Origin of the sequence: Spiroplasma endosymbiont of Andrena trimmerana, assembly GCF_964019575.1 — a bacterium.
Classification (GTDB): Bacteria; Bacillota_I; Bacilli_A; order Mycoplasmatales; family VBWQ01; genus Spiroplasma_E.
In genome coordinates this window covers 935823-956644 of the sequence record NZ_OZ026455.1, presented here as the reverse complement: position 1 = coordinate 956644, position 20822 = coordinate 935823, and the positions used below count along the sequence as shown (strand labels likewise).

The 20822-nt window shown below is 24.2% G+C and carries 15 protein-coding genes; 7 read left to right on the top strand and 8 right to left on the bottom strand.

Features of this window, described 5'->3' with window-relative positions; translation table 4 throughout:
- Positions 1–84 precede the first annotated feature (84 nt).
- The 3 genes from AACL03_RS05555 to AACL03_RS05545 form a co-directional block, all read right to left on the bottom strand.
- Positions 85–474, bottom strand: a complete 390-nt coding sequence (locus AACL03_RS05555) for a hypothetical protein (protein ID WP_339039781.1) — start codon at positions 472–474, stop codon at positions 85–87.
- Entirely contained in the window at positions 462–1061 is a 600-nt protein-coding gene (locus AACL03_RS05550; RefSeq protein ID WP_339039779.1) for an ankyrin repeat domain-containing protein, read from the bottom strand. The genes AACL03_RS05555 and AACL03_RS05550 overlap by 13 nt, the downstream gene beginning before the upstream one ends.
- A 161-nt stretch (positions 1062–1222) precedes the next feature.
- Complete coding sequence (locus tag AACL03_RS05545; RefSeq protein ID WP_339039778.1) at positions 1223–5950, bottom strand: ABC transporter permease; 4728 nt, start codon at positions 5948–5950, stop codon at positions 1223–1225.
- 324 nt (positions 5951–6274) lie between these two features.
- Here AACL03_RS05545 and AACL03_RS05540 point away from each other — a divergent pair, with 324 nt between their 5' ends.
- Together AACL03_RS05540 and AACL03_RS05535 are read left to right on the top strand one after the other, a co-directional pair.
- Entirely contained in the window at positions 6275–8407 is a 2133-nt protein-coding gene (locus AACL03_RS05540; protein WP_339039776.1) for a hypothetical protein, read from the top strand.
- 210 nt (positions 8408–8617) lie between these two features.
- A complete protein-coding gene (locus tag AACL03_RS05535) occupies positions 8618–8890 on the top strand; it encodes a hypothetical protein (RefSeq protein ID WP_174480642.1) in 273 nt (90 codons plus the stop codon).
- 100 nt (positions 8891–8990) lie between these two features.
- Here the strand turns inward: AACL03_RS05535 and AACL03_RS05530 are convergent, their stop codons facing one another.
- The 4 genes from AACL03_RS05530 to AACL03_RS05515 all read right to left on the bottom strand — a co-directional run bounded on the left by AACL03_RS05530 (position 8991) and on the right by AACL03_RS05515 (position 12003).
- Complete coding sequence (locus AACL03_RS05530; RefSeq protein ID WP_339039774.1) at positions 8991–10526, bottom strand: ABC-F family ATP-binding cassette domain-containing protein; 1536 nt, start codon at positions 10524–10526, stop codon at positions 8991–8993.
- A gap of 135 nt (positions 10527–10661) precedes the next feature.
- Positions 10662–11096 (bottom strand): hypothetical protein, encoded by a 435-nt coding sequence (locus AACL03_RS05525; protein WP_339039772.1) that lies wholly within the window; start codon positions 11094–11096, stop codon positions 10662–10664.
- Positions 11097–11209: 113 nt separating this feature from the next.
- Positions 11210–11707 carry a hypothetical protein gene (locus tag AACL03_RS05520; RefSeq protein ID WP_339039771.1) on the bottom strand — a complete coding sequence of 166 codons (498 nt, stop codon included), beginning with the start codon at positions 11705–11707 and terminating at the stop codon, positions 11210–11212.
- Positions 11708–11814: 107 nt separating this feature from the next.
- A complete protein-coding gene (locus tag AACL03_RS05515; RefSeq protein WP_339039769.1) occupies positions 11815–12003 on the bottom strand; it encodes a hypothetical protein in 189 nt (62 codons plus the stop codon).
- A gap of 827 nt (positions 12004–12830) precedes the next feature.
- Here AACL03_RS05515 and AACL03_RS05510 point away from each other — a divergent pair.
- A complete protein-coding gene (locus AACL03_RS05510; protein ID WP_339038780.1) occupies positions 12831–13691 on the top strand; it encodes a hypothetical protein in 861 nt (286 codons plus the stop codon).
- A gap of 32 nt (positions 13692–13723) precedes the next feature.
- A complete protein-coding gene (locus AACL03_RS05505; RefSeq protein ID WP_339038835.1) occupies positions 13724–14200 on the top strand; it encodes a hypothetical protein in 477 nt (158 codons plus the stop codon).
- Positions 14201–14340: 140 nt separating this feature from the next.
- Here the strand turns inward: AACL03_RS05505 and AACL03_RS05500 are convergent, their stop codons facing one another.
- Entirely contained in the window at positions 14341–15585 is a 1245-nt protein-coding gene (locus tag AACL03_RS05500; protein ID WP_339038837.1) for an ISNCY family transposase, read from the bottom strand.
- 389 nt (positions 15586–15974) lie between these two features.
- Between AACL03_RS05500 and polA the strand changes: the two genes are divergently transcribed.
- The 3 genes from polA to AACL03_RS05485 all read left to right on the top strand — a co-directional run bounded on the left by polA (position 15975) and on the right by AACL03_RS05485 (position 20788).
- Positions 15975–18599, top strand: a complete 2625-nt coding sequence (polA, locus tag AACL03_RS05495) for a DNA polymerase I (protein ID WP_339039767.1) — start codon at positions 15975–15977, stop codon at positions 18597–18599.
- A 67-nt stretch (positions 18600–18666) separates the two neighbouring features.
- A complete protein-coding gene (gene mutM, locus AACL03_RS05490) occupies positions 18667–19497 on the top strand; it encodes a DNA-formamidopyrimidine glycosylase (RefSeq protein WP_252319020.1) in 831 nt (276 codons plus the stop codon).
- A 172-nt stretch (positions 19498–19669) separates the two neighbouring features.
- Entirely contained in the window at positions 19670–20788 is a 1119-nt protein-coding gene (locus AACL03_RS05485) for a DnaD domain protein (RefSeq protein WP_339039765.1), read from the top strand.
- The last annotated feature ends 34 nt before the right edge of the window (positions 20789–20822 follow it).

Sequence of the window (20822 nt, the reverse complement as noted above, 5' to 3'; positions counted from 1 at the left end):
AATAAATCCAAAAAATATCAATCATTTTTTCTTGATTTTAGCTAAAAATAAAAGATTGCTTTTGCAATCTTTTAACTTGTTTTATTAAATACATGATGAATTTGATGGGTTATATCCACTTGTTGAAGGTTGATTTTGTAAATCCATTGCATTTATTTTTTTAGTTTTATTAAAATTTAATCGGTTTATTTTTTCTTTAAATACATGTTTCTCATTATTAACAATTTCTTTTTCTAATAATAAATTTTTAAGTTGATCAGTCTTAATTAAAATATCCTTATTTATATCTTTGTTCTTATTAACACAACCAAAAGTAAAAATAATAATAATATAATTTAATAGTGAATTTATTTTTTTCTGTTCAAAATGTGCAATATCTCTTTCAATATTGGTAATTTCTCTTTCAATATTAGTAATTCTTTTAGTTATATTTAATAAGATTTGTTGATTTTGTTTTATTCTTAATTTTTTCATTTTTTAAAAAAAAATTTAGAAACTTTCTTATCTTTTGAAAAATCTTTGGCAAAAGATAAACTATCATTACCCATTTTATCTTTCTCAATAAAATTAGCACCTTTATCAATTAATAAATTAATAAATTTTAAATCAGCATTACCCATTATAGCATAATGTAAAGGAGTATTATCTCTATTATTTTTGGCATTTATATTAACGCCATATTTAATTAATAGATCTGCAGCTTCTAAAAAATTATGAAAACATGCATAATGTAAAGGAGTATTACCAGAATTATCTTTTTCATTTATATTTAAATTATTTATTTTATTAGTAAGAAAATAAATAACTTCCTTATTATTACCATTTTGTAAAAAGTAAATAAAAAGTTTTTGATCAAAAACTTTTCTTAAGTTTTCATCCGTTAATATTCTTTTTGCTTCATTCAATTCTTGCATTTTAAGTTTTGATTGAGGATTATTATTTTTATCTGGGTGAGTTTTTAGAGCAGTCTGTTTGAATTTTTTTTTAATTTCTGCTACTGATGCTGTTGATAATACATTTAATATATCATAATAATTAGAAATTAATGATTCATCTTTCAAAATTCTTTTTTTCTCCTTTCAAAATAAAAACCCATTTACTTTAAAATAAAGTAATGAGTTAAAAACTATATTTAGTTTTCAAATAAAGTATACATATTTGACTATTAATTTGGTAAATTTAAATATTTAAATTTACCAAACATTCTTTAGTGAACTTTATTTTATTCATCAGATTTTAATAATTCAATTAAATTCATTTTATTTAATTCATGATTATTGATAATAAATGTTGATATATATATACCACCAATTATGGTAAAACTTACTGGTAATATTCATCATGTTATTGTAAATGGTAAAGCCACACCAACAAAACTAGTAAGAATAGAAATTAAACCATAAATTGCAAGGAAACCTAGGGCAAATCCTACAATATAACCAAGTAATGCTCAAGGTGTAAAAATACCTAAAGTAAAAGAATTAATTTCTCAATTAGTATATCCTTCTGCTTTCATATGAGCCATAAAACGACGAAATTGATCGGTAAATAAATCAGTAATCATAATAACAATTAATATTGAACAAATAATCGTTGTCACAATAAATAAAGCACTAGCACTGAAAGCAATATCTGACATTTTAGTAAGCATTGCTTGTTGTCTTGATAATAAATAATTTTTTTTGACCATTGGTATATTTTGATTACCACTTAAACTAGTGGTTGCATAAATAGTATAATCATCTAAATTTGATTTAAAACTCATTCTTCCAATTAAATCAAAAACATTAGCATTAGCACTTAACTTACCATTAAATCATTGAAATACATCCGTTCCTGAATAATAAGGATTATCATCAATATAACTATAACCCATAATTTCATTAGCTCATTTTTGATCAACATAGGCTTTAGGAGTATCATAAGAATCTTGAATTCCCACAACTTGATATGTATGAAGTGGATTATCATTACCCGTAATATTTTTTCATCATGTTGGCATGTTATTTTTAATATCTGCTTGTAAACTATCAGCATTAATATTATTTTCTTTAGTTAAAATATTATTATTAACCATTCCCATAAATCATTCTGCTGGACGGTTTAATAAAATACTTAATGGATCTTTAGGATCAAATCCATTATATGGCTTTACCAAATCATATGAAAAAGGTCTAATTCATTCACCTGTTGAATCGGAAATACGTGATAAATCAAAATCAATAGTTTTAGCATTATCAGCTGTTGGAATTTTACCCTTTATAGCATGATGATCAATATCAGAAGGCAATTTTAATCAAATATCATTAACATTATTTCAAGTACTAGGTTCATTATTTATAATTGGTTGTCCTTTTTCATCATACATACCATTATACCTAGTGCCGTGGATATCACTATATTCTTTACTATTATCAGATAATTTTATTTTTTGATCACCACGATAATTTCATTTTGTTCCACTTTTTGATCAAATGCCACCATTTGTAGTATAAGAATCTGTTGGTGGTGTTTCACCGTAATATCAATTTTCTTTTGGTAAAGGAATACTTTTACCATCAATATTTTTATAACATAGAGTATTAACTTGTGGTACACCACTAAATTGTGAACCAACATCTAATCCAAATTTAGATTGAAAAGCACGATTGATAACCATTGGAATAGCATTAGCATTAGCATTATATTTTAAAGCTTTAACTTCATCATTTTTTAATACCAACATCGCAGTATTGGGATTAATACCAATAACATCCATTAGTTCTTTTTTAGCAATTTTTGTACTTTCATCAACACCAACTTTAAACTGTGTTACTAATTCTTCATCTGGTCCATTAATATCACCATTATTAGTAGTTTTTGGATTAAAAGCAATAGTATTATGACCAATACTAAAATAATCATAAGGATCTTCTTTAATATTAGGTCTTGGCAAACTATCAATACTCTGACGAACAAAGCCTGGTAATACTTGCTTTAAAATTTCTTTAATTGCCTCTGGACCAGGTGGCACTCCAGGATTGGGAACTTGCAAAATATTAGGTAATTGGCCACTTGCAAAATTAACAATATTATATGAAAATATTTTTGATGGTGTATTATCTTCTTTACTTAAATCAGTTATTAACTGATTACTAAAATCTTTGCCACCTAATCAACTATATGATCAAACTAAATCATTAAGATCTAATGTCCCTGTTGATTGTTCTTGATAATAAGAGGACATTTTTTTTATAAACTCTGCTCTTTCAGATTCAGGAAAAGATGAATCAAAAGTAAAAATATCAGCAAAATTATTAGTTAATTTTTCTTTTTTAAACAATAATGGATTATATCATCCAACACGTGCCTTTTTCTCATCATAAACAATTTTATCTTCAGGTCAAGGCATAGCACCATAAGTTGGATAATATTTCTCACCGCTTGGTCGATTAAAAAAATCTCATGAATATAATCCATATTTACTCATTGGCATATTCGGCATTGGTGTTTGATACTCATAATAATTTTTATATTTTTGAGTTTTGAAATAATTAACTTTTAAACTATTAATAGTGGCAGGAACTAGTGTTGTTGCTACAATTGAAAGTGAAGCTAAAGTAATAACTCCTGAAGTAACTAAAATTTTTTTTCAACTAGTTTTTGATAACGATAATAAAAAGCGAAGACGAAAATTATTTTGTAAAAACTTGCTAGTTCTACTTTTAGGAACACCTAAAGCTAAATCACTATCTTTTTTAATTAAAAATAAAGGATCACGTTTTAAAAGACGAAAGGCAGTTAATAAAGTAACAATTGAAATAAAACCAATAATTAAAACAATTGAAATAAATAATGGAACAACATCAAAGTTAAAAACATTATATGGTAAAACAAATAAAGTATTAAAAATCTCAGTTAAATATACCTGAATTACAAGACCAACAATTCAGCCAATTGGAATTGCAATTAATAGTGTTAATAATGGATATGCCAAATAAGAAATCGTAATTTGTCATGTTTTATAACCTATTGATTTTAAAATACCCATTGAAACTTGTCCATGTTGGATTGCTTTTTTAACAATTAAAGTAGTAATAAAAATAACAACCGTTAGTAAAAATAATACTCCTGCTATTGCTGCAAATAAAAATCCAATTATTGCTGAATTAAATATCTTTTCTTTACTATTATAAAGCGAAAACTGACTATTACTACTTGTAACTACAGGATTTGGATTAATAAGGTATGTAGAAGACGATTGTGGTATTGGAACTGTATTACCATATTTCTCAACTAAATACTTATTATAATCATATTGATTTAAATCACTAACACCATTATCACTAAATATTGTTTTTTGAAAAAAATCATTAAATAAATCAACATCAAATTCATGAATACTATTTTTAGGAACATTATTTCATTTTGTAAAATACATTAAAGTATTATCAGTTTTATCTGCTGTCTTATATCAATTTCCATCATTTCATGCTGAAGGTGTAACATAAGCAATAAATTCAGTTCTTGTATTGGGAATTGGATCTAAGTCACTAATCGTTGGATAAATATCATAAGCATCACCACCAATACCACTAACAATAAAGTCAGTACCATTAATATTAATATGATCGCCTGGTTTATACGCTTTATTACTTTTATTTTTTCTTGCATATTGTGGCGTAATAACTATTTCATTTTTACTTGTTGGTGCAACACCTTCAAATACTTTTAGATTAGTATGATTTAAAGCATTAGGTAAACCAATATCAATAATTTTAGTATTAATTTGAGTATTATTAATTACTCCAGCACTGGCAGTAAATTGATTACGAACATATAAATCACGCATTTGTAATGCTGCAACCGCACGAATTAAATATGAAGAAAAAGCGTCTCTTTCAGTGCCATCACTAATCATATTATAGTTAAAAGGTGAATGATAACCAATAGAAGTATTAGTAAAATTAGTATAAATGTTACTATCTGATTCTGTTGCAGAAAAATTACGATAAATTCTCATTCATTGACCATTCATACCATAATCATTATCTAATCTTGGATCAGGTTCAGTTTCCTTAACTACTTTAATAAAAAGTTCATTTCTTTCTGTTTGATCTTGTAAATTAACACTATCAGGAATAGTAGCATCATTAGAAGAAGATCTAAAATTTATTTTATTTTCTAAAATTCAAGTGGTAACTTTATCATTATCAGTCTCCTTTAATATCGGATCTGTTGAATGTTTTGTAATCCATTCCTTAATAAAAGTATTAATAGATTGAAGAATATTGGGTGCTGTTTTTTTTAAAAAAACATCACGATATAAATCATCTGCTGCTGTTTTAAAATGGTTTTTTAAATTCTCATTAGCAGCATTTTTTGACTTTAATAATAATTGACCATAGATGCTTGCTTTAACATTATTATTATTCAAATTAAAAATTAAAGGATTATCTGGGTTTGTTCATCTTATATCATTAAACCCAGTAATATTACCTATATTATCACGAGTATAATCAATAGTTAAGTTATCTTTAGTGATTGGTAGGATTTCTTGATCTGTCCCTATTTTTGTATCATCAAAATAAAGAGCTTTAATACTTTTACTATTAGTTCCATCTTGAACATAAAATCGACCTAACTTTAAACTAAAAGCTTGATTAGCAATTTGTTTAATACCTTGCGACACTGGTGAATAAGGTAAAACAGCATCAAACTTAAGATCATTTAATCCTAATTGATTGCTTCCTTCAATCATTCTAACGTACGAAATTCAACTTCCAGTAACCAACGAAGTTGCAAAAGCAGTAAGTAATAATAAAATAACTAATTGTAATTTACTTTTTCATGTAGCAACTAAAGTCTGCTTTAATAGTAACGCATTCTTAAATAAACTTTTTTTTGTTTTTTTATTAGTAGACACCATTTTTTTATTATTCGCTTTTTCGCGTTTATTTAACCTTGCCATTACAGTTCTCCCTAATTCCTGAAATTAAAATTTTACATTTAATTTTAATTATTAAGTTCACATATGGATTAATAATATCACACTTATACAAAATTAATATATAGGATAATTTTAAAATAAATAATAGATAGTTTTTATAATGTTTAATTTTTCTCTGTTTGATATATTACCATATTTAAATTGTTTATTTAAATAAATTTTAAAATTAAAATAACTAATGATACAATTTGTAAGAAATGAATTTAATTATTTTCAGAGTTAAATGTATTAAATTTTAGTAAAATAAAATTGACAAAAATAACACTTTATTTAAGGAGAACTGCTATGAAAAAAGTATTTACCAAGTTAGGAATTATCTTAATAGCAAGTGCCACTATTTTACCTCTATCAGCTTGTACCTTTAATTTTTATGTTAACCGTGTAACTAATAGTATCGCTAAAAGTTTTGCTGACCAAACTTCTGCTTTAATTAAAAGTATGGTTATGTCAAAAGAGTTAGGTGCTGATACTAGTAGTACTAATGATGATATTATGGGAAAAATTAAAAATAATAGTATTAATAATTTAACTAAAAATACTAGTTTAGATAATTGAGGTGATTTACAAACACGTTGAGGGGAAAATGGAAAAATTGATGTAAATAATTTTGATCCTGATAATTTTTTTAAAGCTTCTGGAACAGGTGAATTAACTAAAACCATCAATAGTAAAAAACAAGTTAATGATGTTTTTTCATCACTTGATTATATTAGAACTATATCAATTATGGCTAACCCACAATTAGAAAATATAGTTGTAGGTGCTGGTATGGACCCCATTTCTAGTTTTTTAAAATCATTACAAGGTGACTTAAGCACTTTACCAGCTGGATTACAATTAGTTGCTAATTTAATTAATAACTATGGTCCTAATTTTTTAAATCCGCTAACTAGAATATTTGGTAATTTAGTCAATGGCAGTTGATCTGATCAACAAACTTCTACACCCACTGATGAAGAAACATTAATTAAATTTATGAATAATTGAAAAGATGATAGTGGTCAACCTTATAGCGCTTGAAATAATGGAGAAAGATGAAAAATAAGTCCAACTTTAGGTCAACTTCCTGGTCACAAAGTAAGTGATTGAAAGTCAAAACAAGATTATGATTTATATCATGGTGGCACTTTAATTAATTACTTGTTTTGAAAAATGAGTGAAGACAATAAAATTTTTGGTAAAGATGGTAAAAGTCCACGATATTTAGGTGGCGTTCTTTCAGAACATATAACACTTGATGGAAGTTGACTGGATACAGGTAACATAAAAGTTCATTTTGATGATAAAGGTTTTTTTGCTGATATAGAAAGATACCTTCCCTATCTTTTAACTAACCCACTTTATATCTTAACAATTATTGAAGCAATTATTCCTGTTATTAAAAAATGAATATTAGATATGCCAGATATTACTGAAGGTGTTAAAAACTTAACAATTGGTAATGGTTATCCATCAAAGCCAAGTGCTGGTAGCTATAATTTACTTGATATTATTAATACTATAAAATCTTTAATTAGCCAACCAGAAAAATTAAAACAAATACTTCTAACCGTATTTGGTAAAACTACATCAGAAACTCGTGGTTTTGATACATTTCTTTATGATCTTAAACTTAATTTAACAATACCAAAACCAACTTCTTTACCGGTAAATTTAACTTTAGGAGGACTGATTGGTGATGAAATGTATAAACCTGATGACTTAATTGATACCATTATTAAAGCAATTAATACAGATAGTGTTAAAAATACTATTGATAGCATTACTGATCTAATTACCAAAATTTCAGAACAATATCCAGGTAATGAAGGTATTAATATTGATTTACAAGATTTAGAGAATTTTTTATTTAATAATACTACTGGTCTCTTAATAATTTTTAAAAATGATACTATTGTTACTCTAAAAAACATAATTAATAAAAGTGATGTAACAGCAACCGATGTCGAAGAATTATATAAATCATTAGGTGGGCACATTAATAAAGATGATCCAGAATATCCAACTTTTACTCAAGGTTCAATACTGGATATTTTACAAAAAACTATGCTTGAACCACACAGTCAACTAAATAATATTTTAAATTTATTACTTGGTACTACTGATGAAAGTCATAAATTAGGAATTAAAAATATTATTACTGCTAATAATAATCAATGAATTAAAGATAACTATGAAGTTTATTTTGATGCTGATAACACAACCGGCATTAATAAAAAAATAGGTAATACTTCTAATATTACTATGACTAAAACTACCATCAATAATATTGAAACAATTAATTTAAAATATGATTTTACATATAAAATTAAAAACACTACATATCATTTTATTATCACTGCTATTGATATTGAAAATTTAATTGATTTTCAAGGTATACGTACTTTTAAATTTAAAAGTATTACTTTAGTAAAATAAAAAACTAATTTTAATAATATTATTTACTAGATATTTAATAAAAAATAATAGTTATCATAATAATAATTATTTTTAACTATAAAATATATGACTATATACTATACAATTTTAATTTTAATGCTATACTTAATTAAGTGCTTATTAATCTCATTATATCAGATATTATTATCAGATTTATCAATTAGGCGCCAGAAAGAAGAGGCATTGTTAATGGAAAACAATCAAACAATCGAAGCATTATTAGAAGAAATTAAAGTTTTAAAAGAAACAGTAATTACTATTAATGCAAGTTTAACAACACTTGTAAAAATCACAGAAGAACGTGAAAAACGTTTTGCTGAACGTGGAGCAAGAACACAAGGGGATAGAAATTCTTCTGATCGTGGAAACTTTAGACCACGTTCTGACCGTGGTGATTCTAGTTGAGGAAACAGTGGTGGATTTAGCAGACGAGACCGTGACGACCGTAATCGTAAAGGATAATTTAAACAAATAAAAAAACTTATAACTAAATCTTAGTTATAAGTTTTTTTATTTGTTTAAATGTATAAATTAAATATTAAAAATAACTATTTTAATTTCACTAATTTGTTAATTTTTCAAAATCTAAAACACCATCAACTCAACTATTATTAAAATTAGTATCATGAATTGTCAATAATACAGTGCCTTCAAATTCTTGCAATGCTTTTAATAAAGACTCTTTAGCTAAAACATCAATATGATTAGTTGGTTCATCTAAAATTAATAAGTTGTAAGGTTTTAATGCCAATGCTGCTAATCTAACCTTAGTTTGTTCACCACCAGAAAGTAAGTTCATTGGTTTCATTACTAAATTACTACGCAAGCCAAAACTTGCTAAAATTCTTCTAATCTCAACATCATTTAATTTAATATCTAACTCTTTTAAATAATTAAATGGAGTAGTACTAGTCATTACTTCAGTCTGATGAAAATATGCTACTTGCATTCGATCATCTAAATTAATATTTCCAGCAAGTGCTGGAATATTACCAGCTAATGTTTGCAAGAAAGTAGTTTTACCAATTCCATTATACCCTTTAACAACTCACTTACTACCAGTCTTAATAACAAAAGTAAGTGGCTTAATTAATGGTTTATGATAACCTATTTCAAGGTTTTTAGCTTGCACAGCAATTGAACTCGTTGTTTTATAATACTTAAAATAAAACTTTGGAGGAGACTGGATTTGCTGTTTTTCTAAAACATTAATTTTAGATAATTGTTTTCTTCTTGATTCAGCACTTTTAGCAGTTGAAGCACGTGCTGCATTTTTACTAATATAAGTTTCTAATTTTTCAATTAATTTCTTTTGATTTGAATATGCTGATTCATATTGACGATGATGTAAACTTTTTTGTTCTAAAAAACTTTCAAAATTACCAACATAACGAGTAATCATATAATTATCAATATCGAAAATAATATTACATGTTGTATTAATAAAATTACGATCATGTGACACCAATAAAAATGCACTAGGGTAATTTTGTAAAAACTTAGCTAATCAATTAATTTGTTCAATATCCAAAAAATTAGTTGGTTCATCAAGTAATAAAAAATCATCTTCATTTAATAATAATTTTGCTAATAACACTTTTGCTCTTTGACCACCACTTAAACTACCTAAAGTTTGTTCTAAAAGCTGTAAATTAATACCCAATCCATCAACTAAACGACCAATTTTTTTACTAATAGTATCAAATCCTTGGTGTGTCAATTCATCTTGAATTTTCATTGCTTTCGTTAATAACTCTTCACTATAATTATTAGCCATTTCTGCATATAAGTTTTCCATTTGTTGTTCACGTTCAAAAAGTTTTTGATAACTTTCACGCAAATATTGTAAAACTGTTAATTCTAAATTAACCTCTTGATGTTGATCCAAATACCCAATTTTAATTTTAGGATGAATATTTAAATTAATATGATCTGCAAATACTGTTCCATTAATAATATTTAATAATGTTGTTTTACCAACACCATTCATACCAATTAATGCCACATGTTCACCTTTATTAATTTGTAAAGTGGCGTTTTTATATAAAACTTTTCCACCATTAGCATGTGTTAAATTCTCAATTGTGACAATACTCATCTTATACCTCATTAATATTTTTTTAATTACTTAGTAATAATAACATGAATATTAGCCATAAAATAAGAGAAAAGAGAAAATAGTATTAATTTTATAGATTAAAATTTTATTATTATCAACAAAATTGTTAACTTATTAATTATGTTGAAATAAACATTTTACTTTATTTCAAGTATTAGCTGAAATTGGAATATTATTAATACTCTTTGCATCAAATTTTTCTTGAGTTTGATGAGACAATTTTCTATTTTTAATTATATTAATATTTTGTTCAAAACTTGGTCTAATTTCATCAAAAGGTATGTTTTTTTGAGAACTTAAATAGTTTTTTAAAACTCTAGAATTGATATTATGAAAATCTATTTCTTTTAAGTCCTCCATTTCTAGTTTTTTTGCTTTTTTTAATTCCACCAAGTTTCACATTTTTTTTAATAAAGGTTTAATTCCATATTCTTTTAGTATCTGAACACCTAATACTGCTACAATTGCTAAAACTACACATCAACCTATAGGCAAAGCAGTAAGTGTTGCTATTCCTAAAGCCGCAGGAGTTCATCAACAAAGCGCCATTGCAAAAGAAATTTTAAGTGCAAGAACAGAAATAATTCCTGAAACAACACCAAAAATAAAAGTTTCAAAGGCAAAAATAAAAAATTTTCCAACTCACCTACCTAATCGTTTACCTAAAGTATTTTACTTTCTTTAATCTTTTCATCATTATTATTGACACCATTAATATTTTCTTTATTTTTAAAATCTAAAATAGATTTTTTTCTAATAACTACTTGCTTATCATTTTCATTTTTTATGAATTGACTTTCTTCTAAAAGTTCTTTTTTACAAAAATAAACTCTATATTGTTCTATTATTTTTTGTTCAACATCAGTTTCTTTATTATTAATATATACTATCTTTTCTCATATCTCATCATTACTAAAATAAATTCTAGTCACAATGCAAGAACCATTATCTTTATCTTTTATTTTCTCAAAAAAATATTCATAAATTATAATATCCTTATTAATTTCTGTTTTATATACAAAATCATTTTCTGATTTTAGTTTATATGTTATTAATTCTCTCTGTATTTTCTCTTTATTTTGATGTAAAGGTTCATCTCTAGTAATTCATGCACCTTGTTTTACAATATTACTTAGGGCTTTTGATAATATCGGTTTCATTTTTTTCTCCTTATTTGATTAAAAAATAAAAAACCCATTTACTTTAAAATAATAAAGTAATAGGTTTCAATAAAAACTCATATACAGACCAAATATCTTGTTATATTTTATATAATTTTTAAAACAAATTTATTTTTTCAAACTAGATCCCGCTTTGTTTTGTTTTTGTTGTTTTTTTCTTCTTCTTTTTCTCTTTTTCATCTTTCTCTAGTTTCATTCACATCATTAATTTCCCATTTAGCAACTTTGCTTAAATCTGTTGGGCCATTAGTTTCTGTTTTTCATGGGTTTGGCATTTTTTAATTTTCTCCTTACTTCAATTTGAATATTTTTTCTCAATTTTAAATATTAAATATTCGACATCATTATATATCTTTTTTATTTTTTTTAAATAATTTTTTACAAAATTTTTATAACTAAAATTAAAACTATAAGACTATAAGTTTAACCACATATTTTTGTTTTATTACTTTTATTAGTGCTTAAAAATTTCATAATATGTAAAAATTTTTACTAACAATAAACACTCCATTAATGCACTAATATTTTTTATAAAACTAAGATAAGTAGGGTAAAATTATTGCAATTTTTCCAAAAATATTTATCAAAAAAATAAAAAACTTATATAGAGTATGAATATATTTTTCAAAAAAAACTGAAAATATAAATTATTTCTAAAAATAATAACAAATTTCCTTGCAATTTAAATATTATTTGTTATTATTCTTATAAGGATTTAGATAGCCTAGGTCCTTTAAAATTAAGGTAATATGTCAAAACATTATTCAATTATAATATTTTTAAATATAAAAAATTTAAAATTAATCTAAAACCCCTAATTTAAACTCTATAACCCCAATAACCTTAAGTTTTATTTATAAATAACCCCCCCCTTTTTTTTTATAAATGACATATTACCTTAGCAATAATTCTTGTGTAGACAAGAGCTGAAAAGCTCTTGTTTTTTATATATAAAAAAGAAAAAATGAATGTCAATATCGAGTGAAAATTTCCCAAAAATATTTATCAAAAAAAATAAAAAAGAAGTAAAATTTAACAAATAAAAGTTGCTTTGTTTTGAAAGTAAATATTTTTATATTTACTTTCAAAGGAGAACAAAATTATGAAATATTTTAGTCCAAGTTATTGATTTAAATTGTGAGTATTAACTGCTCCACTTTTAAATAATAAAATACAAGGTATTAATGGTAAGTCAATTGATAATTCAAATATTAAAAATTGAGTTAGAAAAAATACGACTAGTTTAGATTTAGTAAATCAACAATTAAATTTTGCAAGTAATAATCAAACAGATTTTATTATTAACAACCCAACAACAAATAGCAAAATAAATATGAATAAACATCGTCATGAAAAACACAGAAATCGATTAAAAAGAACATTAAATGGTAAAAACGAAATAAGGGGTAGTTGAGGTAAAGTAACTTGTTCATTTACACCAAAAACTTTTGAAGGAATAATAGCTGATTATCATTATTGAAAAGATAATCCTGCATGAGAACTTGGCGAAAAATTTAAAGAGGATATGATGCAACGATATAATTCTAATGATATTTCAATTACTGCAATTTTTCCATGAACATGAAAAGAAATACAACAAGTAGGTAAAACAATTTGAGATAATTTTTCAAAAATTGAAAAAGTATATACAGATAGTTCTAGAAAAGAACGTATAGAAATTGTACTTTATGAAAAACCATTTAATTGATTTGATTTTGAATCAGTAAGAATAATAACAGAAGATGAGAAATATTATCCAAATAATCGTCTTGATAATTTAGAAAATGATTTTCCAGATTGAAATAAAGATATAAAAATTAATTTAGGAAAAATTAATCATAACGTTGATAACGAAATTAAAAGTGCCATAAAGAAAAAATATCATAATTTTAAATTATCAGAAGTTTATTTATTGGATAAATCTAATTACTCACACTTTATTGGCTATTTTGAAAAAAAATAATTGTTGGTACTTTTAGTCCCTATTCTTATGGTTTGACAAAACCAACTTTTACCTATGTAACACAAGATAAATTTAATGAAATTTCAAATATTATAGCAAATGATTCAAAAGTTAAACAATGATTTGCACATATAAATGAATGAAATTCTACTTTACCACAAGCAATCAATAATTCTAAAACATTTAATCCTCAAGCATTATATAATTGAAAAAGACAAGAAAAAGAAATAATAAAAGGTTATATAAGAGATTGAAGTTATATTTCAACTTTAATTGAACATGAATTAAACAAAAATATTCAAGGAATCAAAGCAGATTTTGAAACTTTAAAAAAACAAGTTAATGAACTTGACAACAGACTTCTAAATCTAGAAAATAAATCAAATTTAAATTGTGAAAACACATTAACTATTGTTAATGGTGCTTTAAATACTATTCCCATAATTGGTAATGTTGTTGGTGGTATTACAACAATGGCTTCTGGTGCTTGTGCTATTGGTGGTGTATAATTTTATTTTTTATATCTTTAAAATCAATTTTAAGGCATCAAATTTGCTGCTCGACAAACGATTTAAAATTTTATATAGTTAAGTATTCACAAAAATAATCTTTTATAAAAAGAATTTTATCTAATTTTAATTTGGTATTATTAGTATCCATATCTTCAAGGATGGTTTTTATTTGGTATATAAACCTTTTTAGTTTTTATCAACTCTTCTTTGATAATTGGTTTTGGTGCTATTTCTTTTAATTCATATATTTGATGATTATAACTAAGATATAACTCATTAATAAACGATTTAAGTACAATTACATCAGTTCTAGGTTGTATGTATTGAACTTTGCTATTTTTATAAGGAAAATACTTTTTACCATAATATGTTATAGTTGAACCACTATCCGTTTTTCTTTTAGAAAATCTTGAAAGATAAATATTTATTTCTTCTTGGTTTGGAGCTTTAATCATAGCAGATTTATTATTATCAATAGGTAAGGCAAATTGCTTATTAAAAATACTTATATATATTTTAAGAAATTGATTAGCTTCTTCTAAATTTTTAATTTTATTAAGTCTAAGTTCACTAATTAAGCGACTTTGAAGTGTTCCAAATAAGCGTTCGATTCTACCCTTAGCTTGTGGAATGGAAGTTCTAATAATTTCAACACCTAAATCATTACAAGACTTTTGGAATTGAGTATAAGTATCATTTTCCGTGTTTATTTTGCCAGCATCGATTTGTTTTTTATATCCAAAAACTGTTCTATTATCAGTATAAAATGTTTTTGGTATGCCATATTTAGTTAAAATTTGATAAAAAACATTATAATAACCATCTAATGTTTCTTGATGATCAAATCATAGTCCGACAATATTTCCTGTAGCATCATCAATTGCAGCATGTAAAAAAGCTTTTGGTTTATCCTTACCAAATCAATGATGATTACTTGCATCCATTTGAATTAATTCACCAAAATTTGTTCTTCGGTTTCTTGTAGGATGCAAGTTATTTTTCTTATTTTTATGTCTTTTTGGTGAAGTAATTTTTTCTTTAATTAATATAGTATAAAGTGTACTATATGAAATTTTAATTTTTTCTTCATTGTTTAATTTCTCATGGAAATGTTGAAAATTAAAATTATAATATTTGGTTTTATATAAATTTATAATCTTAATTTTGATTTCAAAATTTGTTGTTTTATTAGAAATTTTATTTCGGGATTTATGAATAAAACCAACTTTACCTTCTCTATTGAAAATTTGAATTAATTGGTTAATTCTTCTAATAGTTAGGTTAAGTTTATTCTTAGCTTGATGTTTAGATAATTTATTAATAATAATGTCATTTATAATATTAAACTTATATTTTTCTTTCATAGTCATGCTTCTTTCCATATTTATCACCAAGTATATTTAACTTTACTTTTGGGAAATTTTCACTCGATAACTAATAGGAAATTATCACTAAATAATGACAAAAAGAAAAAATGAATTTAAAAATTAAAAATTGAATGTTATAATAAAAGTTAAGGATCTATTTATAAATATCCTTAATATTTAAATACTTAAGTTACAGAACTCTAATCACTATAAATATAATAATTCTCTTAAAATTAACCCTAAAACCTTATATTTATAATGTTTTCTACACAATTAAATCTGTAACTTAATTATTGTTCGATAGCAAGAAAAAAATCTTGTTTTTTTTATATGCTAATTTTTTAATTTTATATGAAGTTATACTTACTTATTGTTATAATAGTTTTATGAAATTAGGTGAATAAATGAAAAAAGCATTAATTATTGATGGTAACAATTTATTATTTAAAGCATATTATGCTACTGCATACCAAGGAGTTAATCTACATTCGCTACAGGGTATTCCAACTAATGCCGTCTATGCTTTTATTAGAATGTTGACTAAGTACTTAAAATCTAACAACTATGCTAGTGTTTTTGTTGCATTTGATGCTGGTCGTAAAACATTTCGTCATGAAACTTTAGCAACATATAAAGGAAAAAGAAGTGAAACTCCGGTTGAGTTAATTGAACAATTTAATTTAGTTAAAATATTTTTAGACTTAGCACAAATTCCTTGGGGACAAATAAATAATTATGAAGCTGATGATATTATTGGCAGCATTGTTAAAAATAAAGTTGCTAGTAATTATCAAATTGATATTATGAGTAGTGATAAAGATTTATTACAACTATTAGATAACAATATTAAAATTCTTAATCCACAAAAAGGGATGAGTGATTTAAAGGTTATTACTATTTCTACATTTCAATCAGAATATGAATTATTACCTTATCAAGTTACCGATTTAAAGGGATTAATGGGTGATAGTTCTGATAATTTACCTGGCATTAAAGGAATTGGTCAAAAAACTGCTATTAGTTTATTAAAAGAATATGACACATTAGAAAACATTATTGAAAATGTAGAACAATTAAAACCAAATGTTAGTAAACTAATTAAACTTAACTTTAATAATGGTATTATTTGTAAACAACTAGCACAACTTAATTTAAATACACCAATTACTGGTAATTTAGAAACGTTTAATTATAATGTTGAAAATTTAAATAATGAAAAGTTACAAGACTTTTACAAACAATATAATATGAACTCTTTATTAACACAAGACACTAATCCTAAAACTAATAAAAATAGTACATCTCACGTTCAAATTATAAATAAGTGAAATCAAGAATGAAATTGTGATTCAAATTACTTATGATTAGAAATTTTTGGTGATAATTATAATCGTGATAATATTATTGGTTTTGGTATTAAAAATGAAAAAGGAACATTTTATATTAATAAAATTAATGCAATTAATTGTCCTAATTTTCAACATTTCTTACAAAATAAAAAACTACAAAAAATAACTTGAGATTTAAAAAAGGTTGTTATCGCAGGACTACGTTTAAAATTGATAATAAATAATATTATTTTTGACCATATGTTAGCTGCTTACCTTCTTTATGCTAATGAAAAAATATTACCAGAAAACATTGCTGTTATGCTCAATGTCAATGTTAAAGATAATTTAAGCGCTGATGATTTCTATGGCAAAGGTATTAAAAAAAATATTCCCAATGATGAAAAAGAAATAGCTATTTTTTTAGAAAAAAAATTAAATTTTTTAACAGATTCTCATCTCATTCTTATAAAAAAATTAAAAGATACTAATAACTGAAATTTATATCAAGAGATTGAACTACCTGCTGCTTTTGTATTAGTAAATATGGAGTGTAATGGTGTTAACATTGATCAAAAAAAATTAAAACTACTAACTGATAAAACTTTACTAAAAATCCAAGATTTAGAATTACAAATTAAAAAAGAAAGTAATAGTAATTTAAATCCAAATTCACCAAAACAAATTAGTGAATACTTATTTAAAGAATTAAAATTACCTAATTATAAAAAAGGTAGTACTGCTTTTGAAGTTTTAATTAGTTTAAAAAATCAACATCCAATCATCGATATTCTTTTAGAATATCGTAAATTACAAAAATTATATTCCACTTACTTACTTGGTTTACAAAAATATATTTTTGATGATGGTAAAATTCATAGCATTTATAATCAAGTACAAACCAGTACTGGCAGGTTATCTTCATTAGATCCTAATATGCAAAATATTAGTATTCGCGATAAAGAACAAAGAGAAGTTCGCAAAATCTTTATTCCAAGCAAACCACATACTAAAATACTATCCTGTGATTATTCGCAAATTGAATTAAGAATATTAGCTCATATTAGTGAAGATGAAAATTTAATTAAAGCTTTTCAACAAAAGCATGATATTCATCGCGAAACTGCAAGTAAAATATTAAATATACCTTTAGCAGAAGTTACTAACGAACAAAGACAAAATGCAAAAGCTATTAATTTTGGCATTGTTTATGGCATTTCTAGTTTTGGTTTATCACAACAAATAGGAATTAAAGTTGAAGATGCTAAAATATTTATTAATAAATATTTTTCAGTTTTTCCAAAAATTAAAAGTTATATTAATAATATAATTGATTTTTGTGAAAAAAATGGATATGTTCAAACAATTTTTAATCGTAGAAGAGAAGTAATGGAAATTACAAATAAAAATAAGGTGATTCAAAATTTTGGTAAACGAATAGCAATGAACATGCCAATTCAAGGTAGTGCTGCTGATATTTTAAAATTAGCAATGAATAAAATTTATGAAGAAATAAAAAAACAAAATATTGATGCAATATTAATTGCACAAATTCATGATGAATTAATTTTTGAAGTTGAAGATAATAAAGTTAATGATGTTATTACTAAAATTACTAAAATTATGTCTAATGTTACTAAATTAAAAGTTCCCTTATTAATTAATACTAGTATTGGTGATAACTGATTTGAATTAAAATAAATTTTTAAAAATTTATTAATATTTAAAACAAATTAGTTTATTATATTTTATTGGAAGGAAAATAAAAATGCCAGAATTACCCGAAGTTGAAACTGTTCGCAAAACTTTACAACCACTTTTAACTAATCATAAAATTATTGGTGTTAGAATTCTTTTAAATAAAATTATCAAAACACCAAGTATTGAACAATTCACAAAACAAATTATTGGACAAACAATTAATGATGTTCAAAGAGTTGGTAAATTATTAATATTTATATTAGATGATTATGTATTATTAAGTCATTTACGAATGGAAGGAAAATATTATTTTCAACAAAATAATCAATCAATAAATTGAAAACATGTCTTATTAATATTAGAATTAGACAATAAATACGAATTAAGATATCATGACACAAGACAGTTTGGAACCTTTCATTTGCAAACTAAAAATGAATATCAAAACATAAAACCTTATATTAATATTGGTCCAGAACCTTTTAATAAAAATGTTACTGCTGAATATTTAAAAAATAAATGAAAAAATAAAAGTCAAAGTATTAAAGCAACATTATTAGAACAAAATGTTATGAGTGGTTTAGGAAATATTTATGCAGATGAAGTATTATTTTATGCTAGTATTCATCCGCAAAGTATTACTAAAAATTTAACACTTAAACAATTACAAGAAATCATTAATAAAGCAAGATTTGTGCTTGATAAATCAATAAAACTTGGTGGATCAACAATTAGTAGTTATACTTCAAGCCTTGGTGTAACAGGTTACTATCAACAAGAATTACAAGTTCATACTAGAGCAAAAATGCCTTGTTTTAAATGCCATACTATTATTAAAAAAATAAAAATAAACCTTCGTGGAACTTACTTTTGTAATCACTGTCAAATTAAATATTAACTGTGGAAAACTCAAAAGTATATATTAATAAAGAATATTTTTAATAAAAAAAGTGGAATAAATGTGGATAAGTATGTGTTTTAATCATTTCACTTTATTTATATTCTTTATGTGCATATAATTATCATACCATGAAAGAAATGGATAGTAAAAAGAAAGTTAGGGAATGAATATGAACAGAACAATAAATGATATTGATATTTTTAAGTTGAACCAATCAGAATATATTAGTAACGAAGATTACCAAATTTTATTTATGTTATATCAACCAATAATTGGTATTGAAGCAATAAATTTATATTTAACTTTAGTTCAAGAAAAGTTATTAACAAAACGTATTAATCTTGATTTCAATCATGGACGAATTAAATCTTTATTAAAAATAACTTCCACTCAATTACTTGTTGCTTTCCAACAACTTGAATCTGTTAACCTTATTAATACTTACTACTATTCTTTAAAATCTACTTACATTTATCAATTGTGTTCTCCCTTATCTGCTGATGATTTTTTTGCTAATACCCATTTAAACTCAGAACTACTTAAACAATTAGGAACTTTAAATTACGAAAGACAAAAATTTTATTTTTTGAAAAATGATATTGAAATTACAGAAAATTATGTTAATATTACTCAACAGGAAAATACTATCCCTCAATCTTTAAAATTAAAAACAGCACTTAATAATATTTATGCTAAACAAGAGCAAACATCAATTTCTAGACCAATTTATTCATTTCAAAATAAAAATCAAATTAATACTATGAAAGTTAATTTAAATTCTAATGGTAATACAATTATATCTAAAGATAATTCTGATGTTATTAATACCACATTAAATTTAATGCAACAAAAATTACCTGAAGAATATTTAAAAAATTTAACTGGTAAAATACCAACTGATAAATTAAAAACAACATTAGAAATATTAACTAATAACTTTCAATTAAATAATGCTGTAATTAACTGCTTAATTGAATATGTTTGATTTAAAAATAATAAACGTTTAGAACCAAACTATATTATTAAAATTGCTGAAACCTTTCAAGAAAATCAAATTAATAGTATTGATGATGCTTTATCTCATTTAAAACTTGCTTATGCTCGTAGCAAAAAAAATCCACAGCAACAATTTCAACAAGAATCATTATGATCTACTACAGAACAATCAACAACAAATAATTTCAATAAAAAATTAATTAAAAAATATAAGGTTGATAATCTTAAAAAAGATATAAAATTAACTCAAGAAGAAATAAAGAATATTTTAAAGGAATTTGATGCCCATTAATTTAATTATTAAAAGACACTATTATTAAGTAAGG